At 61.7% G+C, this 24,154-nt stretch carries 24 protein-coding genes; 9 read left to right on the plus strand and 15 right to left on the minus strand.

Features of this window, described 5'->3' with window-relative positions; genetic code table 11:
• Positions 1–779 (minus strand): zinc ABC transporter substrate-binding protein (locus UW3_RS26885; protein ID WP_237716747.1); only part of this gene is annotated, 779 nt, incomplete at its 3' end.
• Between the two features lie 66 nt (positions 780–845).
• Here UW3_RS26885 and zur point away from each other — a divergent pair.
• The 4 genes from zur (at position 846) to UW3_RS0111640 (ending at position 3,729) form a co-directional block, all read left to right on the plus strand.
• Entirely contained in the window at positions 846–1,328 is a 483-nt protein-coding gene (zur, locus tag UW3_RS0111625; RefSeq protein ID WP_010222627.1) for a zinc uptake transcriptional repressor Zur, read from the plus strand.
• The gene (gene znuC / locus UW3_RS0111630) at positions 1,328–2,107 is read left to right on the plus strand and encodes a zinc ABC transporter ATP-binding protein ZnuC (RefSeq protein ID WP_010222628.1); all 780 of its coding nucleotides are present in this window, start codon (positions 1,328–1,330) and stop codon (positions 2,105–2,107) included. Before zur ends, znuC begins: the two co-directional genes overlap by 1 nt.
• Entirely contained in the window at positions 2,100–2,882 is a 783-nt protein-coding gene (gene znuB, locus UW3_RS0111635) for a zinc ABC transporter permease subunit ZnuB (protein ID WP_010222629.1), read from the plus strand. The genes znuC and znuB overlap by 8 nt, the downstream gene beginning before the upstream one ends.
• Positions 2,883–3,015: 133 nt before the next feature.
• On the plus strand, positions 3,016–3,729 hold the full coding sequence (locus tag UW3_RS0111640) for a PA5502 family lipoprotein (protein ID WP_010222630.1): 714 nt from the start codon (positions 3,016–3,018) through the stop codon (positions 3,727–3,729).
• Positions 3,730–3,765: 36 nt separating this feature from the next.
• Here the strand turns inward: UW3_RS0111640 and katE are convergent, their stop codons facing one another.
• Complete coding sequence (gene katE, locus UW3_RS0111645) at positions 3,766–5,904, minus strand: catalase HPII (RefSeq protein WP_010222631.1); 2,139 nt, start codon at positions 5,902–5,904, stop codon at positions 3,766–3,768.
• Positions 5,905–6,135: 231 nt separating this feature from the next.
• Between katE and UW3_RS0111650 the strand changes: the two genes are divergently transcribed.
• The 3 genes from UW3_RS0111650 to UW3_RS0111660 all read left to right on the plus strand — a co-directional run bounded on the left by UW3_RS0111650 (position 6,136) and on the right by UW3_RS0111660 (position 8,647).
• Positions 6,136–7,143: a methionine ABC transporter ATP-binding protein gene (locus UW3_RS0111650; RefSeq protein WP_010222632.1), complete on the plus strand. Its 1,008-nt coding sequence runs from the start codon at positions 6,136–6,138 to the stop codon at positions 7,141–7,143.
• On the plus strand, positions 7,143–7,814 hold the full coding sequence (locus UW3_RS0111655; RefSeq protein ID WP_010222633.1) for a methionine ABC transporter permease: 672 nt from the start codon (positions 7,143–7,145) through the stop codon (positions 7,812–7,814). Before UW3_RS0111650 ends, UW3_RS0111655 begins: the two co-directional genes overlap by 1 nt.
• 62 nt (positions 7,815–7,876) lie before the next feature.
• Entirely contained in the window at positions 7,877–8,647 is a 771-nt protein-coding gene (locus UW3_RS0111660; RefSeq protein WP_010222634.1) for a MetQ/NlpA family ABC transporter substrate-binding protein, read from the plus strand.
• A gap of 93 nt (positions 8,648–8,740) precedes the next feature.
• Here the strand turns inward: UW3_RS0111660 and UW3_RS0111665 are convergent, their stop codons facing one another.
• The 5 genes from UW3_RS0111665 to UW3_RS0111685 are packed head-to-tail and all read right to left on the minus strand — an operon-like array spanning position 8,741 to position 12,645.
• The gene (locus tag UW3_RS0111665; RefSeq protein ID WP_010222636.1) at positions 8,741–9,373 is read right to left on the minus strand and encodes an SCO family protein; all 633 of its coding nucleotides are present in this window, start codon (positions 9,371–9,373) and stop codon (positions 8,741–8,743) included.
• Positions 9,370–10,269, minus strand: coding sequence for a heme o synthase (cyoE, locus tag UW3_RS0111670; protein ID WP_010222637.1), 900 nt, complete (start codon positions 10,267–10,269; stop codon positions 9,370–9,372). Before cyoE ends, UW3_RS0111665 begins: the two co-directional genes overlap by 4 nt.
• A complete protein-coding gene (locus UW3_RS0111675) occupies positions 10,254–11,336 on the minus strand; it encodes a COX15/CtaA family protein (protein WP_010222638.1) in 1,083 nt (360 codons plus the stop codon). The genes cyoE and UW3_RS0111675 overlap by 16 nt, the downstream gene beginning before the upstream one ends.
• A 9-nt stretch (positions 11,337–11,345) precedes the next feature.
• Positions 11,346–11,939: a hypothetical protein gene (locus tag UW3_RS0111680; protein WP_026001287.1), complete on the minus strand. Its 594-nt coding sequence runs from the start codon at positions 11,937–11,939 to the stop codon at positions 11,346–11,348.
• A complete protein-coding gene (locus UW3_RS0111685; RefSeq protein WP_010222641.1) occupies positions 11,905–12,645 on the minus strand; it encodes an SURF1 family protein in 741 nt (246 codons plus the stop codon). Before UW3_RS0111685 ends, UW3_RS0111680 begins: the two co-directional genes overlap by 35 nt.
• A 63-nt stretch (positions 12,646–12,708) precedes the next feature.
• Here UW3_RS0111685 and UW3_RS0111690 point away from each other — a divergent pair, with 63 nt between their 5' ends.
• Positions 12,709–12,912, plus strand: coding sequence for a twin transmembrane helix small protein (locus UW3_RS0111690; protein WP_010222642.1), 204 nt, complete (start codon positions 12,709–12,711; stop codon positions 12,910–12,912).
• Positions 12,913–12,918: 6 nt separating this feature from the next.
• On the opposite strand, the gene UW3_RS0111695 is transcribed toward UW3_RS0111690, so the two are convergent.
• From UW3_RS0111695 to coxB, 4 genes are read right to left on the minus strand one after another with little or no spacing between them, the layout of a single operon-like run.
• Complete coding sequence (locus UW3_RS0111695; protein WP_010222644.1) at positions 12,919–13,806, minus strand: cytochrome c oxidase subunit 3; 888 nt, start codon at positions 13,804–13,806, stop codon at positions 12,919–12,921.
• 13 nt (positions 13,807–13,819) lie between these two features.
• A complete protein-coding gene (locus tag UW3_RS0111700) occupies positions 13,820–14,389 on the minus strand; it encodes a cytochrome c oxidase assembly protein (RefSeq protein ID WP_010222645.1) in 570 nt (189 codons plus the stop codon).
• 25 nt (positions 14,390–14,414) lie between these two features.
• On the minus strand, positions 14,415–16,004 hold the full coding sequence (gene ctaD / locus UW3_RS0111705; RefSeq protein ID WP_010222647.1) for a cytochrome c oxidase subunit I: 1,590 nt from the start codon (positions 16,002–16,004) through the stop codon (positions 14,415–14,417).
• Between the two features lie 52 nt (positions 16,005–16,056).
• The gene (coxB, locus tag UW3_RS0111710; RefSeq protein ID WP_010222649.1) at positions 16,057–17,184 is read right to left on the minus strand and encodes a cytochrome c oxidase subunit II; all 1,128 of its coding nucleotides are present in this window, start codon (positions 17,182–17,184) and stop codon (positions 16,057–16,059) included.
• A 368-nt stretch (positions 17,185–17,552) separates the two neighbouring features.
• Between coxB and UW3_RS0111715 the strand changes: the two genes are divergently transcribed.
• Positions 17,553–18,200, plus strand: coding sequence for a hypothetical protein (locus tag UW3_RS0111715; protein WP_010222650.1), 648 nt, complete (start codon positions 17,553–17,555; stop codon positions 18,198–18,200).
• A 111-nt stretch (positions 18,201–18,311) separates the two neighbouring features.
• Here UW3_RS0111715 and UW3_RS0111720 read toward each other — a convergent pair whose 3' ends face one another.
• The 4 genes from UW3_RS0111720 to UW3_RS0111735 all read right to left on the minus strand — a co-directional run bounded on the left by UW3_RS0111720 (position 18,312) and on the right by UW3_RS0111735 (position 24,154).
• Positions 18,312–19,844 (minus strand): SulP family inorganic anion transporter, encoded by a 1,533-nt coding sequence (locus tag UW3_RS0111720; protein WP_010222652.1) that lies wholly within the window; start codon positions 19,842–19,844, stop codon positions 18,312–18,314.
• 188 nt (positions 19,845–20,032) lie between these two features.
• The gene (locus UW3_RS0111725) at positions 20,033–20,752 is read right to left on the minus strand and encodes a carbonic anhydrase (protein ID WP_010222653.1); all 720 of its coding nucleotides are present in this window, start codon (positions 20,750–20,752) and stop codon (positions 20,033–20,035) included.
• 246 nt (positions 20,753–20,998) lie between these two features.
• Positions 20,999–22,057 (minus strand): PA0069 family radical SAM protein, encoded by a 1,059-nt coding sequence (locus tag UW3_RS0111730; RefSeq protein WP_010222654.1) that lies wholly within the window; start codon positions 22,055–22,057, stop codon positions 20,999–21,001.
• Positions 22,058–22,126: 69 nt separating this feature from the next.
• A complete protein-coding gene (locus tag UW3_RS0111735) occupies positions 22,127–24,154 on the minus strand; it encodes a M3 family metallopeptidase (protein ID WP_010222655.1) in 2,028 nt (675 codons plus the stop codon).

Raw genomic sequence — 24,154 nt, forward strand, 5'->3', positions numbered from 1 at the left:
TCGGCCAAGCGCGGGCGCAATGGCGGCTCGCTGAACACACAGGTCTTGCCCACCTCCTGCAGACGCTTGCGCATCGCCGCCACGTGCTGGGCACCCGGCTGTACTTCCGCTGCCACGCTGAACACGCCGGTGTGCTTCAGGCCATAGGCCGACTCGAAGTAGTCAAACGCTTCATGGAAGACGAAGAACGGCTTGCCGCTGATGTCTGCCATACGCTTTTTCAGACGCGCATCCAACGCATCCATACGCTCGCCAAAGGTCTTGAGGTTGCTCTGGTAACGTGCGGCATTGGCCGGGTCGGCAGCGCTCAGGTCAGCCGCCATCTTCGCCGCAATCACCCGGGCGTTGACCGACGACAGCCACAGATGGGCATCGAGGCTGCCCGGGCGGTGATCGTGATCATGATCGTCGCCATCTTCGTCGTGGGAGTGGCTATCTTCGCCAAAGTGGCGCAGATGCAGACCCGCCAGGCCCTGCACGGCGACGCTTGGCTTGCTGCGGGTCTTGAGCACCCGCGGCAGGAAGCCTTCCATGTCCGGGCCGATCCAGTACAACAGCTCGACGTCGCCCACGCGCCGTACGTCGGAAGGGCGCAGGGCGTAATGGTGCGGCGAAGCGCCTGGCGGCAGCAGCACTTCAGGCGTGCCGACACCGTCCTGGACCGCCGCAGCAATCTGCTGCAGGGGCTTGATACTGGACAGCACACGCACTTCGGCCTGTGCCTGAGCCATCACCAGGGTGGCGGTAAAAGCGACAAAAAGGGCAAAAATTCGGGACACGATGACCACTCACAGGGGCTGAAACAGGTAACATAATAACGTCTCCAACCAGAACCGTCGCCGCTCATGCCTAAAACCCCGTTGGCCAACCGCCCCCACGACCACTCCCATTGCGTGCACAGCGCCCTGGCCGAGGCCGATGCGCTGTGCGCACGCCAGGGTGTGCGCCTGACCGCCTTGCGCCGGCGTGTGCTGGAACTGGTATGGCAGAGCCACAAGCCACTGGGTGCCTACGACATCCTCGCCGTGCTGAGCGAGCAGGATGGCCGCCGGGCGGCGCCGCCCACCGTCTACCGGGCGCTGGACTTCCTTCTGGAAAACAGCCTGGTGCACCGCATTGCCTCACTCAACGCCTTTATCGGCTGCAGCCACCCCGAACACGCGCATCAGGGCCAGTTCCTGATCTGCCGCGAATGCCACGTGGCCATCGAGCTTGAGCAGAGCAGCATCAGCGACGCCATTGTCGCCAGCGCCAAAGACGTCGGTTTCAGCGTCGAAGCACAGACGGTCGAAGTGGTCGGCCTGTGCAGTAACTGCCGGAGCGCCTGATGAGCAATGCGCTGATTCGCCTCGAACAGGTGGGCGTGAGCTTCGCCGGGCAAGCGGTGCTCGACAGCATCGACCTGGCCGTGGAGCCCGGGCAGATCGTCACCCTGATCGGCCCCAATGGGGCCGGCAAAACCACCCTGGTGCGCGCCGTCCTGGGCCTGCTCAAGCCGCATACCGGCACGGTCTGGCGCAAACCGCGGTTGCGCGTCGGCTACATGCCGCAAAAGCTCCAGGTCGATGCCACCTTGCCGCTCTCGGTGCTGCGCTTTTTGCGCCTGGTGCCCGGTGTTGATCGCGCGGCGGCCTTGTCGGCGCTCAAGGAAGTCGGCGCCGAACACGTCATCGACAGCCCTATCCAGGGTATTTCCGGTGGCGAAATGCAGCGCGTACTGCTGGCCCGTGCCTTGTTGCGCGAGCCCGAGCTGCTGGTGCTCGATGAGCCGGTGCAGGGCGTCGACGTTGCGGGCCAGTCCGAGCTGTACAGCCTGATCACCCGCCTGCGCGACCGCCACGGCTGCGGCGTGCTGATGGTTTCCCACGACCTGCACCTGGTCATGAGCACCACCGATCAGGTGGTTTGCCTCAACCGCCACGTCTGCTGTTCCGGTCACCCGGAGCAGGTCAGCGGTGATCCGGCCTTTGTCGAACTGTTCGGCAGCAACGCGCCGAGCCTGGCGATCTATCACCACCATCACGACCACGCCCACGACCTGCACGGTTCGGTGGTCGCCCCGGCCAAAGGCGGCCACGTTCATGGAGATCACTGCAAGCATGGCTGATTTTCTGCTTTACGCCCTGCTCGCAGGTCTGGCGCTGGCATTGGTTGCAGGCCCTCTGGGGTCCTTTGTGGTCTGGCGGCGCATGGCCTATTTCGGCGATACCCTGTCCCATGCCGCGCTGCTCGGTGTTGCTCTGGGTTTCGTGCTGGATGTCAGCCCGGCCTTGGCGGTCACCGTCGGCTGCCTATTGCTGGCGATCCTGCTGGTGACCCTCCAGCAGCGTCAGCCACTGGCCTCCGACACCCTGCTGGGCATTCTTGCGCCCAGCACGCTTTCACTCGGTCTGGTTGTACTGAGCTTCATGCACGATGTGCGCATCGACCTGATGGCGTATCTGTTCGGCGACCTGCTGGCGATCAGCCCGGGGGATCTGGCCTGGATTCTCGGCGGCAGCACTGCGGTGCTGCTGTTGCTGGTGGTGCTGTGGCGCCCGCTGCTGGCGGTCACCGTGCATGAAGAGCTGGCCATGGTCGAGGGCCTGCCTGTCGTTGCGCTGCGCCTGGCGCTGATGCTGCTGATTGCCGTGGTGATTGCCGTGGCGATGAAAATCGTCGGCGTGCTGCTGATCACTTCGCTGCTGATCATTCCCGCCGCTGCGGCGCAACGTCACGCCCGCTCGCCGGAACAGATGGCCCTGGGCGCCAGCCTGCTGGGGGTTACCGCAGTATGCGGCGGCCTGGCGCTGTCGTGGTTCAAGGACACCCCGGCCGGGCCGTCCATCGTGGTCTGCGCCGCAGTGCTATTCTTGCTGAGCCTGGCACTGCCCCGGCGCTGAAGGCGTGGGGTGCAGCCTCGGCGGTTGCACCCTGCGACATTTAAAAAGCGCGCAGGGTCCTGAAGAGTTATTTTCGAGTCTGCGGACTGGGTGTAGACTTGCTCGCTTTTTGCGCAAATAGAGAGTCGCAGGAATGAAGCCGTTCGCCTCCCGTTATCTGCTCCTTGCCGCGTTTTCGCTGATCCTCGCCGCGTGCTCCAGCACCCCGGCCGACAACGCCGCCGTGCCTGCCCAGCCTGATGCCTGGCAGCAGCTGGAGCACAGCATCGCCAGCAGCGAGCTGGCCACTGCCGAAGATCAGCTCGCCACCCTGCAGAGCCAGGCGCCGAATGACAGCCGGATCGAGCAGTACCAGCGTCAGCTGGCCGAAGCCTACCTGCAACGCAGCCAGATCGTCCTGCAAAAGGGCGATGTGAATGCGGCAGCCACCGCATTGGCCCGCGCCCGTGCGCTGATGCCCAAGGCACCGGCGCTGACCGGTGGCGTCAACGGCGCAATTGCCCAGGCTCGCAAGGCCGAGCTCGATAAAGCCGAGGCTGCCCTGAAAGCCGCCGAAGCGCGCCCGGCCGCCAAGCTTATCGACCCGACGGCGCCCAACACCGTGGTTGCATTGAAAACCACCAATATTCGCGAAATGCGCAAGCAACTGGATGACATCGCCAGCGATGTGGTCAATTACCAGTGCGATGTGGTGTTCCAGGTGCCACGCAAGCAGGATGCACCCTGGCTGCAAACCTTGCTGGGCAAACGGGTGAAAAAACTCGATGGTGATTTTGCCTTGCAGCAAAGCCACGAGATTCACCGCAACCAGCCTGCCCAGGCGGTGCTGATCCCACGCCGCCCATGACAAACAGGGTGCCCTGATGGGCACCCTGTTTGTGCATCACGCCGGAATGGCTTTCGCTGCGGCCTCACGCTCCCACACCCGATGCTTGCTGATTGCCGTGATGAAGGCCTTGTAGGCTTTGTCATCATTGCCCAGCAGCAAACCGCTGTCGGCCTTGAGCCCCAGCTTGTCGAGCACGGCTTGCGCTTCGCTGGCCAAGCCAATCGGCTTGAGGTGCTTGTAGGCTTCAAGCAGAAAGTGCAGCGCCACACCGTCACCGGCCAGGGCCTGAAGCGAAGCCTTGCCGCCCGGCACCCAGGCCGCATCGAAGATCACCGACGGCATGCCTTCCATTGAGGCATCCACCGCCAGCGCCTTGCCCTGGGCGGTTTTTACCGGCGCCGAGCTCGGGCCAAGGATCTTGATCTGCGCGCTCTCGGCTTCCAGCGCCTTGACCAGGCTATCGACACTGACACCATCCACGCCATCAGCCACTAGCACCGCCACCTTGCGGCCCTTGATGCCTTCGCCGAGCAAGTTCATCTGGCTCAGTGCCGGGGATTGTTTAAGGCTTGGCTGAGGCACATCCACCGTGCCTTTCTTCGGTGCCGGCAGGCCAAGGTTGGCGGCCACCCGCGCCGCCAGCGTGAGGTCGATATTGGCGAGGATCTCGTTGACTTCACGGGCGCGGATGAACTCCCGTTCAACTTTGCCCAGCTCGAAGCTGTAGGCACTGATGATGTGCTCCTGCTCGGTCGGGCTCATGCTCTGGAAGAACAACCGCGCCTGGGAGAAGTGGTCGGCAAATGATGGGCTGCGCTGGCGCACCTTGTGCGCTTCGATGCGCTCCGGATACGACTCGAAACCACCCTCGCTGGCTGCTGGCGCAGTCTCCTTGGGCCAGCCGCCGTCGATCGAGTTGGGCTCGTAGGAGGCGCGGCCCTTGTCCAGCGTGGTGCGGTGCTGCGCATCGCGCTGGCCGTTGTGGTTAGGGGCCAGCGGACGGTTGATCGGAATCTCGTGAAAGTTCGGCCCGCCTAGCCGGCTGATTTGGGTATCGGTATAGGAAAACAACCGGCCCTGCAGCAGCGGGTCGTTGGAGAAGTCGATGCCGGGGACGATATGCCCAGGGCAGAAGGCAACCTGTTCGGTTTCGGCAAAGAAATTGTCCGGGTTGCGGTTGAGCACCATCTTGCCCAGCGGCGTCACCGGCACCAGCTCTTCGGGGATGATCTTGGTCGGGTCGAGCAGGTCGAAGTCGAACTTGTGCTCGTCCTCTTCAGCGACGATCTGCACGCCGAACTCCCATTCCGGGTAATTGCCAGTTTCAATCGCTTCCCATAGATCACGGCGGTGGTAATCGGTGTCTTTGCCCGCCAGCTTCTGCGCTTCGTCCCAAAGCAGCGAACACACGCCGGCTTTGGGTTTCCAGTGGAATTTGACGAAGCTCGATTTGCCTTGGGCATTGATCAGGCGAAACGTATGCACGCCGAAGCCCTGCATGGTCCGCAGGCTTTTTGGAATGGCACGATCGGACATTGCCCAGATCACCATGTGCGCCGACTCCGGCACCAGTGAGACGAAGTCCCAGAAGGTGTCGTGGGCCGAGCCGCCGGTGGGCATTTCGTTGTGTGGCTCAGGTTTTACTGCATGGACGAAGTCGGGAAACTTGATCGCATCCTGGATGAAAAACACTGGCATGTTATTGCCGACCAGGTCGAAGTTGCCTTCTTCGGTAAAGAACTTCACGGCAAAACCGCGCACATCGCGCACGGTATCACCCGAGCCACGCGGGCCCTGAACGGTGGAAAAGCGCACGAACACCGGGGTGATTTTCTCCGGGTCCTGGAGAAAACCGGCCTTGGTCAACGCGGCATGTGATTCATAGGCCTGGAAATAGCCATGGGCCCCGGTACCGCGGGCATGGACGATGCGCTCGGGGATACGCTCATGGTCAAAATGCGTGATCTTTTCACGCATGATGAAGTCTTCCAGCAGCGACGGGCCTCGGTCACCGGCTTTCAGGGTGTTCTGGTTGTCGGCAACCTTGACCCCCTGGTTGGTGCGCAGCGCCTGGCCAGTGGCGTCACTGCGAAAGGTTTCCAGGCTTTGCAGCTTGGCGTTGGTATTGGCGCGGTCCGGGGTCTGGGTACCGGCGAGTTGGCTTTCCTTGGGCGGGTTCTTCTTGCTGGGCATCAGTGTGCTCTCCTCACTCAATCAGTCCTACGGTTCGACCCCACGGCGGGCCCTATTCAGTAGTGACTGATGGCCCCTGCAGGCGTTCCTTCGGATTGACCACTGATCGCGTTATTCCAGTAGCATTGGTCATTTGCGAAATAAATACTAAGAGCCTCTATACGAACAGGCTAAAATGCGCGCCCGGCTAACCGCTGCCCCCATTCCCATGCGCCCCACAAGGTTCGCTACGTGATCGAGTTTCAAAATGTCCATAAAACCTACCGCGTTTCCGGTAGGGATATCCCCGCACTGCACCCGACCAACCTGAGCGTCGAAGACGGCCAGGTGTTCGGGCTGATCGGCCATTCCGGTGCCGGTAAAAGTACCCTGCTGCGCCTGATCAACCGCCTGGAAGCGCCGAGCGGCGGCAAGATCATTGTCGACGGCGAAGACGTCACCGCGTTCAACGCCAATGATCTTCGGGGTTTCCGCCAGCAAGTCGGGATGATCTTCCAGCACTTCAACCTGCTGGCCTCCAAGACCGTCGCCGACAACGTGGCCCTGCCACTGACCCTCGCGGGCGAGCTGTCGCGCAAGGAAATCGACGCCCGCGTCAGCGAACTGCTGGCCCGCGTCGGCCTGTCCGATCACGCGAAAAAATACCCGGCACAGCTCTCCGGCGGCCAGAAGCAGCGCGTCGGCATCGCCCGCGCCCTGGCCACCAAACCGAAGATCCTGCTGTGCGACGAAGCCACCAGCGCCCTCGACCCGCAGACCACCGCCTCGGTGTTGCAGCTGCTGGCCGAGATCAACCGCGAGCTGAAGCTGACCATCGTGCTGATCACCCATGAAATGGACGTGATCCGCCGGGTCTGCGACCGCGTGGCGGTGATGGATGCCGGGCAGATTGTCGAGCACGGCCCGGTGGCCGATGTGTTCCTGCACCCGCAGCACCCGACCACCAAGCGCTTTGTCCAGGAAGACGAGCAGATCGACGAAAACGAACAGCGCGACGACTTCGCCCACGTGCCAGGCCGCATTGTGCGTCTGACCTTCCAGGGCGATTCGACCTACGCACCGCTCCTGGGCACCGTCGCCCGGGAAACCGGTGTGGACTACAGTATCCTGGCTGGACGCATCGACCGCATCAAGGACACCCCGTATGGGCAACTGACCCTGGCCGTCACTGGCGGCGACATGGAAGCGGCGTTCGCCCGCTTCACTGCGGCTGATGTTCATATGGAGGTACTGCGTTGATGGACGCCTTGAGTTTCTTTGCCAACGTCGACTGGGCCGAAATCTGGCTGGCTACTATCGACACCATGATCATGCTGTTCGGCTCGCTGTTCTTCACCGTGCTGCTCGGCCTGCCGCTGGGCGTGCTGTTGTTCCTTTGCGGCCCGCGCCAGCTGTTCGAACAGAAGGGCGTGTACGCGCTGCTGTCGCTGGTGGTGAACATTCTGCGCTCGCTGCCGTTCATCATCCTGCTGATCGTGATGATCCCGTTTACCGTGCTGATCACCGGCACCTCGCTGGGCGTCGCCGGGGCCATCCCGCCACTGGTGGTCGGTGCCACGCCATTCTTCGCTCGCCTGGTGGAAACCGCGCTGCGTGAAGTCGACCGCGGCATCATCGAAGCCACCCAATCGATGGGCGCCACTACCCGCCAGATCATCATCAACGCTTTGCTGCCCGAGGCCCGTCCGGGCATCTTCGCAGCCATTACCGTCACCGCCATTACCCTCGTGTCGTACACCGCGATGGCCGGTGTGGTGGGCGCTGGCGGCCTCGGTGACCTGGCGATCCGCTTCGGTTATCAACGCTTCCAGACCGACGTGATGGTAGTCACCGTGGTCCTGCTGCTGGTACTGGTTCAAGTCCTGCAGAGCGTGGGCGACAAACTGGTTGTGCATTTTTCCCGTAAGTAACCCCATGGGTCGGCGCTGCCGACGCACCGGGGGCCGGATCGGCCCTCACAAGGAGTGATTTGATGAAAAAACTGCTTGCTGTTGTCGCCGCCGTTGCGGCCTTCTCCGCCCAGGCCGAGACCCTGACCGTCGCCGCCACCCCGGTACCGCACGCCGAGATCCTCGAGTTCGTCAAACCGGCCCTGGCCAAAGAAGGCGTGGACCTGAAGGTGAAGGTGTTCACCGACTATATCCAGCCGAACGTGCAAGTGGCCGAGAAGCGCCTGGATGCCAATTTCTTCCAGCACCAGCCGTACCTGGATGAGTTCAACAAGGCCAAGGGCACCCAACTGGTGAGCGTTGCCGGTGTGCATCTGGAGCCGCTGGGCGCCTACTCGAGCAAGTACAAGAAGCTTGACGAGCTGCCATCGACGGCCACCGTGGTCATCCCCAACGACGCCACCAACGGCGGGCGCGCCTTGCTGCTGCTGGACAAGGCCGGTGTGATCAAGCTCAAGGACAACAAGAACATCCTCTCGACCGTCAAAGACATCGCCGAGAACAGCAAGAACCTGAAATTCCGTGAACTGGAAGCCGCGACCATCCCGCGCGTGCTGACCCAGGTCGACCTGGCGCTGATCAACACCAACTACGCGCTGGAAGCCAAGCTCAACCCCGAGTCAGATGCTCTGGTCATCGAAGGCAGCGATTCGCCTTACGTGAACATCCTGGTGACCCGCGCAGACAACAAGGACGCGGACGCTGTGAAGAAGCTGGTTGCAGCGCTGCACACCCCGCAAGTGAAGAAGTTCATCGAAGAGAAGTACAAGGGCGCGGTCAAGCCGGCGTTCTGATAAGCCGCATCGCCCTCATCGCTGGCAAGCCAGCTCCCACAGGTTCAGGTGCAAAGCCGGACCTTGTGGGAGCAGGCTTGCCAGCGATGCTTTTCAGTCGCGTTTAACCAATCCCGGCAATTGAGCAACCAGCTTCTGGTTGTTGAACGGCGCCCGGATAAACCCGCGCTGCTTGCCATCCGGCCCCAGCAGCGCCAGGTTTCCGCTGTGATCGACCGTGTAGTTCGGCTTGCTGGTATCGGCCGGAATAAACGGAATGCTCACCGCATTGGCTAGCTTCTGGATGTTCTCCAGCGAGCCGGTGACCCCGCGAAAATCCTTGTCGAAATAGCCCAGGTACTGCTTCAGCTGTGCCGGGGTATCGCGGTTCGGGTCGACACTGACCAACACCACCTGCAACCGCTCAACCGCCTCTTTGGGCAGCTCGCTTTTCACCTGGCGCAGCTGGGCGAGGGTGGTCGGGCAAATGTCCGGGCAGAAGGTGTAGCCGAAAAACAGCAGCGACCACTTGCCCTTGAGCTGGTCCATCACCACTGGCTGCCCCTGCTCGTCGGTCATCTCCACGGCAGGCACGGTGCGGCTCTGTGGCAGCAGAATGATGCCGGCATCGATCAGCTCGGTCGGGTTGCCTTCGCTGCGGCCGTTGAGCACCTTGTTGACGGTAAGCCCGAGGATCACGGCGACCAGGGCAACGAGAATAAAGACGGTTTTCTGGGTTCGAGTCATAGGTTCAACAGTAGGTAGTGGTCAACAAGCAGCGCGATGAACAGCAGCAACAGGTACCAGATAGAGTACTTGAAGGTCTTGATCGCCGCGTGCGGCCGACTGCCACGGTACAACACCCAGGCCCACTGCAGGAAGCGCCCGCCCAGGGCCAGGGCGCAGGCCAGGTATAACGGGCCGCTCATGTGGATGGCATAGGGCAGCAGGCTGACCGCCAGCAACACCAGGGTGTACAGCAGGATATGCACCTTGGTGTAGTGCTCGCCGTGGGTCACCGGCAGCATGGGAATATCAGCCTTGGCGTACTCCTCCTTGCGGTGAATGGCCAAGGCCCAGAAGTGCGGCGGCGTCCAGGCGAAGATGATCAGCACCAGCAGCAATGGCTCGGCGCTGATATGCCCGCTGATCGCCACCCAGCCCAGCAGTGGCGGCGCAGCACCCGCCAGGCCGCCGATAACGATGTTCTGCGGCGTGGCGCGCTTGAGAAAGCCGGTGTAGATCACCGCGTAGCCGAGCAGTGAGGCCAGGGTCAGCCAGGCGGTCAGGGCGTTGGTGAATACCAGCAGCAGGGCCATGCCCAGTGTCGCTAACAACAGGGCAAAGGTCAGGGCTGCCGCCGGCGTCACCCGGCCTTCGGCAATCGGGCGCTTGTGCGTACGCGCCATCAGCGCGTCGATGCGCCGGTCCACCACATGGTTGACCACCGCAGCGCCACCGGCGCAACACGCGATGCCAAGGTTGCCGAACAGCAGGATGGTCCACGGCACTCCGGCGCGGGTGGCGAGAAACATGCCGACCAGCGAAGTGATCAGCATCAGCACCACCACCTTGGGCTTGGTCAGCTCAAGGTAATCGCGCCAGCCTGCTTGCAGCCTGCGCTCGCTCAGAAGCGTCGCCATGAATTATCTCCCAGATAATGAACGACTCCGCCGCTAGCCAGCGGGGTCAGGCGCCAGCCCTGGCTGACCCGACGGACTTTGGCCTGGGCAACCAGGCGAATGCGGTAATTGACCAGCACCATGCTCAGCAACAGCAAGGCGCCACCGGCGTTGTGGGCCACGGCCACGGCCAGCGGCAGGTGGAACAGCACGTTGCTGATCCCCAAGCTCACCTGCACTGCCAGCGCCAGCAGCACCAACCCGGCCAGCCTGCGCAAACCATGGCGATGCAGCTTCCAGCTCAGGGTCAGCATGACCGCGGTCACCAGCAAGGCACCCAGGCGGTGGCTCATATGAATCGCCGTGCGTGCATCGCTGTCGAGCTGGCCGCCGAGGTAATTGGGACCGATGTGCTGGGTCAGGTGAAAGCCGTTGGCAAAGTCCGCCTGCGGCCACCACTGGCCATGGCAGGTCGGCAGGTCGATACAGGCGACTGCCGCGTAGTTGGCGCTGACCCAGCCACCCAGGGCGATCTGGCCGATCACCACCAGCAACCCCAGCGCCGCCACCCGGCGTACGCTCAACGGCAGCTTGGGCAAGGGCGCAAGGACTCGAGACAGGCGCAGGCTGAGCAGGAACAACAGGCTCAAGGTGGCAAAGCCGCCCAATAGATGTGCCGTGACCACCTGCGGCCAAAGCTTGAGGGTCACCGTCCACATGCCGAAGGCCGCCTGGGCGAGTACCACGCCGAGCAACAGCAGAGGCAGGCGATAAGGCTGGCCATCGCGGCCATGACGGCGCCAGGCCTGCAAGGCCAGCAGGCTGATCACCAGGGCCAGGGTGCCGGCAAAGTAGCGATGGACCATCTCGTTGCGGCCCTTGTGCGCCTCTACCGGAGTGTCGGGAAAGTGCCGCTCGGCATGGGCCAGCTGTGCTTCGGTCTTGGGCACGCTGATGAAGCCATAGCAGCCCGGCCAGTCCGGGCAGCCCAGGCCGGCGTGGGTCAGGCGGGTATAGGCACCGAGCAGGACGACAACCAGTGCCAGCAAGGTGGCGAAGACGGCGAGGCGAAATCCAGGTCTGGCCATGGCGATGTCCTACCCGATGTTGGACAGCTTGAGCAGGTGGCGCAGGTCGTTGAGCAAGTCCTTGCCCTTGACCCTGGCGTCATAGCGCAGCACCAGGTTGCCGTGTGGGTCGATGATCCACAGCTGGGCATCCTGTTTGCCCTGGCTGACTGTGCCGTAGCGCGACACGTCCAGGGGGTAGCGTTGCAATTGCGGGTATTCGCGATCCAGCTTGGCCTGGTAGTCACTGGCCAATGGCTGGGCGGCGGCCAGGGCATGACTGGCGCGGCTGGCATCACGGCCCAGGCCGATCTGGATCTGCCGGGCCAGGTACACCAGTTGCTGGCAGTCCAGCCCACAGTCCTTGGGCGTACTCACCAGCAATTGCCAGCGCCCTTCCTCAGCGCTCACCCCAAGGTCAGCGCGGGTCTGGCCGTTGCCGATCATTTCACCGTGGTAACTACGGCTGTCGGGTACCCAGAATTTGAGTTTGTACATGCTGGTGGCAAGGATCATCGGGCCGAGAACCACCAGCAGGATCAGCAGCAGTTGCAGACGCCCGCGCGCACGACTGCGCGGCGCCTTGCCTTCAGACATGTTGAGTGGACTTGTGACGGCTCCCATGCTGTTTCTCCTTGTTGTTATGCCAGCCGAAGTAGAGGTAGAGCAGCACCAGCGCCAACGCCAGGGCAAACCACTGCACGGCGTAACCCAGGTGTTTTTCCGGGCCCAGGGCGACCACCGGCCAATCCCGCCGATAACTGGCCGGGCCGGCTTCCAGGCGCAACTCATGGGCAAAACCTTCGCGGCCCAGTTGCGGCCACAGCGTGCTGGCGTCGCTGGCGGTGATCAGCCGCGGCCAGTTGCCCCCCTGCGGGTCGGCATGCAATTGAAAGGTCGCGCCCGCAGCAACGTACACCGAAGCGTTCAGGCTCAAGGGGTGCTCAGGCGTGCTGAACTGCACCGCAATACGCCGGTCCGGCCAGGGCAGCCAGCCACGATTGATCAACAGCCACAGGCCGCTGGCCTGGTCGAGAAAGGGTTGCAGCAGCTCGACGCCGACCTGACCGTCGCGCATGCGGTTATCCAGCAGCAGGCTGTGTTGACTATCGAATTGGCCATATAGATGCACACGGCGAAAGGCCGGATCTGCACTCTGCAGCAACTGCGCACTGCCGACCGCATCGCTTGCACTGCGCTCGGCGTAGACCTGTAGCAGCTGGCGTTTCTGCTCGGCCCGCCCGAGCTGCCAGCAGCCGAGCGCAATCAACCCCGGCAGCAGCAAAAACACCACCAGGGTCGGCACGATGCCGGGGCGAAAGCGCTTCACCGGGCCCTCGAAAGGTCAATCGCTATACTTGTACTCATCACTGCATCCCCCCGGAGTTTCGCCATGCTCAAAGCCGCGATTGTCCTGATGCTGTTGGCGACCATCGCCAGCCTGTTCAGTGGCCTGTTCTTTCTGGTCAAGGACGACGGACAGTCGACTCGCCTGCTTAAGGCCCTCACTGTTCGGGTCACCCTGGCCGCCTTGACCCTGGCCCTGGTGACCTGGGGGTTCTACAGCGGCCAGTTGGTGTCCCACGCGCCGTTCTGAACCCGGCTACAGCACGTAAACGAAGATAAACAGCCCCACCCAGACCACGTCGACAAAGTGCCAGTACCAGCTGGCGGCCTCGAAGCCGAAGTGTTTGTCGGCGTTGAAGTGCCCACGCATGATCCGCACCAGCATCACGAACAGAATCAGGGTGCCCATGGTCACGTGGGCACCGTGGAACCCCGTGAGCATGAAGAAGGTTGCGCCGTAGATACCCGAACCCAGGGTCAGCCCCAGCTCGGTATAGGCCTCGTGGTACTCGTAGGCCTGCAGTACCAGGAAGCCCAGGCCAAGGAGAATGGTCAATGCCAGCCAGGCCTTTAGCGGCCCGCGGTGATTCTTGCGCAAGGCATGGTGGGCGATGGTTACCGTGACACTGGAGCTGACCAGCAAAATGGTGTTGATCAGCGGCAGGTGCCAGGGGTCGATGATCTCCTTGGGCGGCGGAAACAGCTTCGGGTCCGGGGTCTGGAGCAGCGGCCAGGCGAACTCGAAGTTCGGCCAGAGCATGTGCGCCACGCCCTTGGCGCCATCACCACCGAGCCACGGCCCGGCCAGGTTGCGCACATAGAACAGCGCGCCGAAAAAGGCGATGAAGAACATCACCTCGGAGAAAATGAACCACGACATGCCCCAGCGAAACGTGCGGTCCAGTTGTGGGCTGTAGAGCCCGGCACGGCTTTCCCTGACCACCGTGCCAAACCAGCCGAACAGCATGTAGGCCAGGCACAGCGTGCCAAAGAAGAAAATCCACGGCCCGTGGGACTCCGGCCGCCCGGCCTTGAGGTCGTTGAACCAGGTGCCCAGGCCGAACACCGTGATGAACATGCCGACCGTGGCAATGATCGGCCACTTGCTTTGCGCCGGAACGTAATAGTGCTCATGGGAAGCCATCGTGGTGTTCTCCTTATCGGGCGCCCTGTGCAACCGGGTCCGCCAGGTGTGCAACCGGCGGGTGGCGAGCGGTGATATCGAACAGCGTGTAAGCCAGCGTCAGGTGTTTCACATCCTTGGGCAGGTCGCGGTCGACGATGAAGCGCACCGGCATTTCAATGCGCTCACCCGGCTGCAGCACCTGCTGGGTAAAGCAGAAGCATTCGGTCTTGTGGAAGTACGCCGCCGCCTCGGCCGGGGTGATGCTGGGAATGGCCTGGGCGCTCATGGGTTTGTCGGTCGGGTTGCGGGCGATGAACACCATCTGGTTGACCGCTCCCGGATTGACGTCGATCTGGTCGGCGGTGGAGTAGAACTCCCAGACCATGTCGCTGGCGTTGGTCGACATGAACTGCACCTTCACCGTGCGGTTCATGTCACTGACCTGGGTGCCTTGATACTGCCCGCCGGTCTTGCCATTGATGCCGAAGGCTTTGCACATCACATCGTAGATCGGCACCAGGGCAAAACCGAAGGCGAACATCACCACGGTCAGCAGCATCAGCCGCCACACCAGGCGCTTGAGCGAGGTCCCTTCACTCATGGTTGCATCCTCGGGCCTGAGCCGTTCATTTCACTTCCGGTGGGGTCTGGAAGGTGTGATAGGGCGCCGGAGACGGCACCGACCACTCCAGCCCTTCGGCACCCTCCCAGGGTTTGGCCGGCGCCGGTACACCGCCGCGAATGCACTTGATGACGATGAACAGGAAGAAAATCTGCGTGGCGCCGAAGGTAAAGGCGCCGATCGACGAGACCATGTTGAAGTCGGCGAACTGCAGGTTGTAGTCCGGAATCCTCCGTGGCATGCCGGCCAGGCCAACGAAATGCATGGGGAAGAAGGCCATGTTCATGCCCACGAACGACAACCAGAAGTGCAGCTTGCCCAGGGTTTCGTCATACATGTGCCCGGTCCATTTCGGCAGCCAGTAATAGGCCGAGGCAAAGATGCCGAAGATTGCCCCGGGCACCAGTACATAGTGGAAATGGGCCACCACAAAGTAGGTGTCGTGGTACTGGAAATCCGCCGGGGCGATGGCCAGCATCAGCCCGGAAAAACCGCCGATGGTAAAGAGGATGACGAAGGCGATGGCGAACAGCATCGGTGTCTCGAAGGTCAACGAGCCTTCCCACATGGTGCTGACCCAGTTGAACACCTTCACCCCGGTGGGCACCGCGATCAGCATGGTGGCGTACATGAAGAACAGTTCGCCAACCACCGGAATGCCGACCACGAACATGTGGTGGGCCCAGACGATAAACGACAGGAAGGCGATCGCCCCGGTGGCGTAGACCATCGAGGTGTAACCGAACAGCGGCTTGCGCGAGAACGCCGGGATGATCGAACTGACCGCGCCGAAGGCCGGCAGGATCATGATGTACACCTCGGGGTGGCCGAAGAACCAGAACACATGCTGGAACAACACCGGGTCACCACCGCCGGCGGCGCTGAAGAAGCTGGTGCCGAAGTGGATGTCCATCAGCATCATGGTCACCACGCCCGCCAGCACCGGCATCACCGCAATCAGCAGGAAGGCGGTGATCAGCCAGGTCCAGACGAACAGCGGCATTTTCATCAGGGTCATGCCCGGGGCACGCAGGTTGAGGATGGTGGCGATGACGTTGATCGCGCCCATGATCGAGCTGATGCCCATCAGGTGGATGGCGAAGATGAAGAAGGTCACGCTTTCCGGCGCGTAGGTAGTCGATAGCGGCGCATAGAAGGTCCAGCCGAAGTTCGGTCCGCCGCCGGGCATGAACAGGGTCGAGACCAGCAGCAGGAAAGCCGCCGGCAGCAGCCAGAAGCTGAAGTTGTTCATCCGCGGCAGGGCCATGTCCGGCGCGCCGATCATCAGCGGGATCATCCAGTTGGCCAGGCCGACGAAGGCTGGCATCACCGCACCGAAGACCATCACCAGGCCGTGCATGGTGGTCATCTGGTTGAAGAACTCCGGCTGGACGATCTGCAGCCCGGGCTGGAACAGCTCGGCGCGGATGACCATGGCGAACGAGCCGCCAAGCAGGAACATCGTGAAACTGAACCACAGGTACAGGGTGCCGATGTCTTTGTGGTTGGTGGTCAGCACCCAGCGCATCAGGCCCTTGGCCGGTCCGTGGGCGTGCTCATGACCTTGGCTGTGGTCGTCGATCACTGCGCTCATGTCCTGTCTCCTGCAGTCCGGTGGCTGGGGCGCGGATACGCATCAACCCGGCTCATTTGCTTTCTGCCTGTTTGATCGCCAGCACGTCTTTTGGCGTGACCATGTCGCCCTTGTTGTTGCCCCAGGCGTTGCGTTCGTAGGTCACCACGGCGGCGATATCGACTTCCGAAAGCTGCTTGCCGAAGGCGGCCATGGCCGTGCCCGGCTTGCCGTGGAAGACGATGCTCAGGTGAGCTTCCTTCGGCCCGGTGGCGATCTTCGAGCCCTTGAGCGCCGGGAACATCGGCGGCAGGCCCTGGCCTTCGGCCTGGTGACAGGCCACGCAGGTGGTGTGATAGACCTTGTCGCCGCGCTCGATCAGCTCTTGCAGGGTCCATTCCTTGCTGGTCAGCTCTTTGAGCTTGGCCGCGTCGGCCTTGCGCTCGCCAAGCCAGGTGTCGTAGTCAGCCTTGGACTTGACCTCAACCACCACCGGCATGAACCCATGGTCCTTGCCGCACAGCTCGGTGCATTGGCCGCGGTAGATGCCGGGCTTCTCGACCCGGGTCCAGGCTTCGTTGACGAAGCCGGGGATGGCATCGCGCTTGACCGCAAAGGCCGGCACCCACCAGGAATGGATAACGTCGGCGGCGGTTACCAGAAAGCGCACCTTGGCGCCCACCGGCAGCACCAGTGGCTGGTCGACTTCGAGCAGGTAGTGCTCGTCCTTGGGTGACTTGTTGTGGATCTGATCGGCGGGGGTGGCCAGGTTGCTGAAGAACTCGACGTCCTGCCCCAGGTATTTGTAATGCCACTTCCACTGGTAGCCGGTGACCTGGATGTCGACGTCCGACTCGCTGGCATCGTAGATATCGATCAGGGTCTTGGTCGCCGGAATGGCCATGGCCACCAGGATCAGGAACGGCACCACCGTCCACATGATCTCGACCCAGGTGTGCTCGTGAAAGTGCGCGGGCTGCTGGCCAGTAGAACGACGGTGGATGATCATCGACCAGAACATTGCGCCAAAGACCACCAGGCCGATGATCACGCAGATCCAGAAGATGGTCATGTGCAGGTCGAACACTGCGTTGCTGACTTCAGTCGCCCCTGGCGCCATGTTCACGGTCCAGGCGGCGTGCGCCTGACCGAATACCGACCACAACAGGAGGCCCATCCAGACATGTGGATGTCGCATCATTGCGGGTTCCCCTTATCGTTCTTGTTATCCCGGAGGCGTGGACCTACGGCTAAGGGTACGGTGGCCAAGACTGCGAACTTCGACGACCGAGCCCCTGCGAACTGCAGTCGGGCCTCATCAGCGAATCACTTTCAAACCGGAGTATAGACAGCGACCCCGGCCTGGCAATGCGCGCGGGGAAATCATCAACAGAAGTTGAACGTTTGCGCGCAAAGCCACGGATTACCTGGCCTGGAGCACAATGATGGCACTTCGATATAATCGCCGAATATTAATTTATTAATGGTTATGCCAAATGCGTCTTAGCCATTTTCAGAACCGAGCTACCTTATGTCTTCCGTTTGTCACGCCTTTACCCTGGAGTTGTCATGAACATCGCCGCTTTGCGCGAGCAGATCACCCGTGCCCGTCAACATGAGACCGAAACCGGCCAACTGAAACAGCAACTCGAAAAACAGCTGCCACACCTGCACCCTTCGATCCATCTGCCAGAGGCCGATGCCCAAGGCGCTCTGGCCCGTTTCGTCGGCGCCTATATCGACCAGGTTCCAGAACTGCTGGAAGCGGCCAATGACGTTGCCCGCGAAGCCGGCATCGAGTCGCAGATCAAACCGGTGCTGAAAATCGCCGAGCAGTACTTCCTGCAACCGCCCGCCATCACCACTACCCACCTGGGCCTGGGCTGCCTGCTGGACGAGGCCTACCTGGCCCACCGCCTGGTGGAAGAAGTTAACGATTTGTACATCAAGCACTTCAATCAACCGCTGATCCCGCTGGACACTACCGTGGCCAACCTGATCGCCCACCAGTTGATCGGCGAGGCATTCGCCAACCAGCTGGATGAAGTGGTGCACCACTCGGTGGATGAGATGCTCAATGACCAGAGCTTCGCCCTGGAGTCGGTCGAGCAGTATCGCGACAAGCTCAGCAGCCCGGATACCGGTGCCGCCTGGAAGCGCTGGCCATGCCTGTCGCGGCAGTTGGGTGTGGGCCTGGAGCTGGATCAATCCGCTTGAGGCTGATGCGCCAGCAACGCCGGCAAGGCCGGCTCCCACCGGTTCAGTGCAGAGCCTGAGCGAGGTGTGGGAGCTGGCATTGCCAGCGATGGCAACACCGCTGAATCCAGATCAGGCCCCCAACCCCGCCGTCGTCCGTACTCGCCCCTCGACCCGGCGCTTGAGCCGCCGCTGTTCGATCAGCAGGCGCGAACCCTTGCCGGCATTGGCACGCCCCCAGTCTTCGAGCAGCTCCAGGCAGGAGTGGTCGATGTAGCTGAGGTTGGCCAGCGGCACATGCAGGGTGGTCGCGGGTGGAATGCCTTCAAGCACCTGGGCCAGCGCGGGCACCTTGAGAAAGGTCGCCGCGCCGCTCAAACGCAGTTCCAGATGGCCCGGTTGGTCCAGGCTGACCACGCTGATCTTCAGGCGTGCGGCCTTGAGCGCCAGCTTCAGTAGCGTCAGGGCAAAACCGAGCAACACACCGGTGAGCAGGTCGGTGAAGATGATCGCCAACGCCGTCGCCGCATACGTGAACATCGGCATGCGTCCATAACGGCCCAGCCCGCGAAAGGCCTTGAAGTCCACCAGCTTGACCCCGGTATACACCAGCACACCTGCCAGGCTCGCTACCGGAATCTGCTGCAGCACGCTGCTCAACACCACCACGAAGGCCAGTAACCAGACGCCATGCAGGATTGCCGACAAGCGAGTCTGCGCACCGGCCTGGACGTTGGCCGAACTGCGCACGATCACCCCGGTCATCGGTAGCGCACCGAGTACACCGCAAAGCATGTTGCCCAACCCCTGAGCCGACAATTCACGGTCAAAATCCGAACGCTGGCCGTTATGCATGCGATCGACCGCAGCGGCAGAGAGCAGGGTTTCGGCGCTGGCGATAAAGGCCAGGGCGAAGGCGGCGACCAACAGGTTCGGGTCGGCGAGATTGAGCAGGTCAGCCGGGCGCAGCCAGTCGATGGCTTCGCTGAGATTCGCCGGCACTTCGACCCGGTTCACTGGCAGCGTCAGCCAGATGCTGATCGCAGTCATCAAGGCCACGCCAAGCAAGGCCCCCGGAACGAAACGCAGCGACTGCGGGCGCAAGCGTTCCCAACCCCACATGATGGCGATGGTGCCCAGCCCAAGCGCACCGGCCTGCCAGCCATTGCCCGGGCGCTCCAGTGGCAGTGCCTGGCCCAGGGTTGCCGGAAAGCCTAACAGGTTGGCCAGGCCCGAGGGCTGCGGGGCGCTGTCGAACATCACGTGCACCTGGGACAAAACAATCAGCACACCGATCCCCGCGAGCATGCCGTACACCACCGCTGGCGCCGTTACCCGGAACCAGCAGCCCAGGCGCAAACGCCCGGCGAGCAGTTGCAACAGGCCGGCCAACAGCAGGATCGGGCCAAGCATCGCCACACCATGCTGGCGCACCAACTCGAACACCAGCACCGCCAGGCCGGCCGCCGGGCCGCTGACCTGCAACGGCGAGCCGGCCAGCCAGCCAACCACGATACCGCCGACAATCCCAGTGATCAGGCCTTTGGCCGGCGGCATGCCCGAGGCAATGGCGATACCCATGCACAAGGGCAAGGCAACCAGAAACACCACCACCGAGGCCAGCAATTCACGCGGCAATGCCGCTTTTACTTGTGTCGTGTTCACCGTGTCACTCCTTCTCTCACGTTTGATGGCCATTCCAATGGCCGCTGGTACACCCCCTGACACGCGCGCAGGCGCGCACCGCCAGCACAGTGCCGGCAAGGCCGTCAGGGAAATTCAAGGCAGCCGATGACCAAGGCCGCACCCGTCAGGTGCAGCCGTCAATCAGCGTTTTGGGGTGTCAGGGACGCTTAGTAGCGTCCTCTCGGGGTTGCGCAGGGGATCGGCTGGCCTTCGGCAAGCGGCAGGAAGCTGTCGCTTGCCGCGTCGTAGGCTTCGACCTGGCTGGTTTCGATGTCGTAGATCCAGCCGTGGATAAACAACTGGCCAGCCGCCAGGCGCGAGGCCACCGACGGATGGGTGCGCAAGTGGTGCAACTGGGCGATGACGTTTTCCTTGGTCAGCACCTGCATGGTTTCATGCTCGCTGCCACAGGAGCAGTTGTCTTCGACCACCGTGCGGGCAACTTCGGCATGGCGCAGCCAGGCCTTGACCGTCGGCATCTTCTCCAGGCTCTGCGGGTTGAGCACCGCGCGCATGGCACCGCAATCGGAGTGTCCGCAGACAATGATGTGGTGCACGCCCAGGGCCAGCACGGCGTATTCGATGGCGGTGGACACACCGCCGTTCATCTGCCCGTAAGGTGGCACGACGTTACCGACGTTGCGGGTGACGAACAGGTCGCCAGGGGAGCTCTGGGTGATCAGCTCGGGCACGATGCGCGAGTCGGCACAGGTGATGAACATCGCACGGGGCGTTTGTGCGGTGGCGAGTTTCTTGAACAGCTCCTGCTGCTCGGGAAAAACGTCATGATGGAACCGCAGAAAGCCGTCGACGATATGCTTCAGGGCAGCATCGGCGCTCTCGGCTGGGGCTTCCGGGACGGCCTTGGATGGGTCCTTGACGGGCATGATTCATCCTCTTTGACGGTTTTAGGTTAAGTCCATTTTACCGGGTTGATGATTCAAACGGCGTATGACAGTTGGATGAAATACGCGCGCCAACAATCACATCCGTTGTTGGCTGAATTCCTACGCTACTCGGCGAAACTTAACTCAAACTGAATTGCGAGGCTCTAGTACGGGCGTTCCAGAGATTCAAAGAGTTGTCCGGATAATATCAAAAAAACATTAATGGCCAATACCCATTATTGAAAATCAGAGCAGTGACATCTGCCCGCCAGGAGGGCAAAACGCACTGCAATCAAGCGCGTAGCCTTCGCGCCGGTTCAGCCCCAGGCGGCGGATCGCCTTGCTGAAGCGTTGCGCCAGCAACTCGGCAAATACCCCTTCACCGCGCATGCGCGCACCAAAGCGGCTGTCGTACAACTCACCGCCGCGGCTCTGGCGGATCAGGCTGAGCACATGATTGGCCCGTTGCGGATAATGGTCCTGCAGCCACTGCTCGAACAGCGGCGCCACCTCCAGCGGCAGACGCAGCATCATGTAGGCAGCGCTCAGTGCCCCATTGGCTTTGGCGGCCTCGAGCAGGTGCTCCAGTTCACTGTCATTGATCATCGGGATCATTGGCGAACACAACACGCCCACCGGAACACCGGCCTCAGTCAGCACCCGGATCGCCCGCAGCCGTGCCTTGGGCGCTGCCGCCCGCGGCTCGAGGGTGCGCTTGAGTTCGTCGTCCAGGGTGGTCAGGCTGATCATCACCTGCACCAGACGCTGCCGGGCCAGTTCGGCGAGCAGGTCCAGGTCACGCAAAATCAGTGAGCCCTTGGTGACGATGGTGACCGGGTGGCGATAACGCAGCAGCACCTCCAGCAGGCGCCGGGTCAGCTGTTGCTCGCGTTCGATGGGTTGATAGGGGTCAGTGTTGGACCCCAGGTTGATCGGCGCGCAGATATAGCCAGGCTTGCTCAATTGCTGTTCGAGCACAGCGGCGGCGTTGGTCTTGGCGATCAGCTTGGTTTCGAAGTCCAGCCCGGGCGACAGGTCCCAGTAGGCGTGACTGGGCCGGGCATAGCAGTAGATGCAACCATGCTCGCAGCCGCGATAGGGATTGATCGAACGGTCGAAGGGCAGGTCGGGCGAGTTGTTGCGGGTGATGATGCTCTTGGCGGTTTCGCTGCGCACTTCGGTGCCCTGGGTCAGGGGCACTTCCTGGTACCAGCCGTCGTCCTCGGCCACCGAACGGTTGGGGGCGAAGCGGTTGTGGGGGTTGCTGGCGGTGCCACGACCGCGCAGGGGAGCTGGAGCAACCATGGTGCACCTATACTGTTTTTTTATACAGTACACCACTCAAAAACGTTGATCCAGCACCGTTGGGCAGGCTCAGCCGGCGATCAGGCCGTACCAGCGCAAGAATGGCAGCGCGCTGGAAGGGCGCTTGAGGAAGGCCTCGACGCCGGTCTGAATGGGACGCGCAACGCCAGGCGCAAACACCTCATCCTGCAGCTCGCGACCGGTTTGCCGATTGAGCAGACCTTCCTGTTCAAATCGACTGAACAGATCGAAGGCATAGACGTTCGCCCAGAGATAGCCGAAGTAGCCCGCGTCATAGCCGTCAACCAGGTAATCGAAGGCATGCAATGGGCGCTCAAAGTCAGCCAGCGGCCAGGCCCCCGCCTCAATGAAGCTGTCTTCAACCTTTTTCTGGACACTACGACCATCTTCCGGATTGCCATGCAAGTCTAGATCGAACAATGACTTGGCCAGTTCGACCGCCAGCTTCGGACGCTCCTGCGCCTGCAGTTGATCCAGGAAAGTCTGCATCGCTTGGACCGTCAGCGGTTCGCCAGTCTGGTAGTGAGCGGATATACCCGCCAGATACTGCGCCGACCAGCACCAGCGCTCCAGCAATTGGCTGGCAATCTCGACACCACCAGGGCCCAGATTCAGTATATTACCCAGGTGATAGTTCGAAGTGCGGACCATGAGGTGGTGTAGGCAATGACCGAACTCGTGAAACAGCTTGCGCAGGTCCAGATGAGTCAGCAGCGGCGGCACATCACCCTGGCCGGCGGCAACATTGGTAAACAATGCTGCGGCACTCTTGTGATACTTGCCTTCGGCGTCGATGTGCCGATTCCAGACGTAATAAGTCCAGGCCCCTTCAGGCGACTTGCCGTCCCTGCCGATTGCGTCGATGTACAGATATCCCAGTAAAGCGTGATCTTGCACTACTTCAAACACACGAACATCGGGATCCCAGGTAGAAACTGCCTGTGCCTCAGTCAGCACCAAACCAAAGAGCTTGTGGGCCAGGTCTACCAATGCCTTTAAAACCGTATCCAGAGAGAAGCAGGCCCGCACATCGTCCTCTGACAATCGCAACGGTGTGTGGTCTTTCTGCTTGCGCATGAAGGCAACATCCCAAGGCTGAATGGGAGCCAGCCCTTGTTGCTGCGCCGCACTTTGCAGACGCTGCCTTTCCCGCTCCAGCCCCGGTCGAGCCTGGCGGACCAGGTCTTTAAGGAAAGCCAAAACCTGTTCCGCAGATGCGCCCCCTTTGAGCTGCAGGTTGTACTGGGGAAAGGTGTCAAAGCCGAGTAAACGTGCCTTTTTCTGCTTGGCTTGCGCCAACGCCTGAAACACACCGGCATTATCGAGGGCAGGGTCAGGATTGGCGCCACGGGTCAGATATGCCCGATAGACTTTCTCCCGCAGATCCCGGTCCTGCGCATGTTCGATAATTGCCAGGTAGAGTGGCTCTTCGAGGGTAACTAGCCACCCGTTCAGCTTCCTGCTTTTTGCCGACGCCGCCATTGCGGCCTTGTCCAGTTCGGAAACTCCCTGCAGTCGCTGCTCATCCATGAGGTGCAAGCTCCAGTCATTGCTGGAGCGGGAAATGTTTTCGGAAAACGTCTTCTGCAACGCGCTGATCTGCCGTTCGAGCATCTGCAAGATTTCACGGCCCTCGAGGTTCAAGTGTACCCCTGATAGGCGAAACGATGTGATCGTTCGTTGCAACGCCGCTTTGCTTTGCCAATCAAGGTTCAGACCATAAGGGCTGCCGGCGAGACGCTCGTACAAACTCAGCAGTTCTACGTTTTGCAGCTTTTCCACGAAGTAGGCTTGTGCCAGATCCCAGCATTGATAGGCAACTTTCTGCCACTCACCTGGGCGATTGATCAGGGGCGCGATGTTGTACAAGGTGTTGTTCAGGCGGGCGTCCAGTGCATCAACCGCCAGCACCAGATCATCCCAGGTGGGAAGTGCACGTTGGTGCGCAATGATGATACTCAGCGCAGCACGGTTATCGGCGATCACCTGCTCGATTGCAGGTTGCAGATGTTCGATACGCACTGCAGCGTAATCGATCGGTTCGTCATGACGCAGTAAGGGGTTAACGGTACTCAT

The sequence above is a fragment of the Pseudomonas donghuensis genome, assembly GCF_000259195.1.
Lineage (GTDB): Bacteria > Pseudomonadota > Gammaproteobacteria > Pseudomonadales > Pseudomonadaceae > Aquipseudomonas > Aquipseudomonas donghuensis.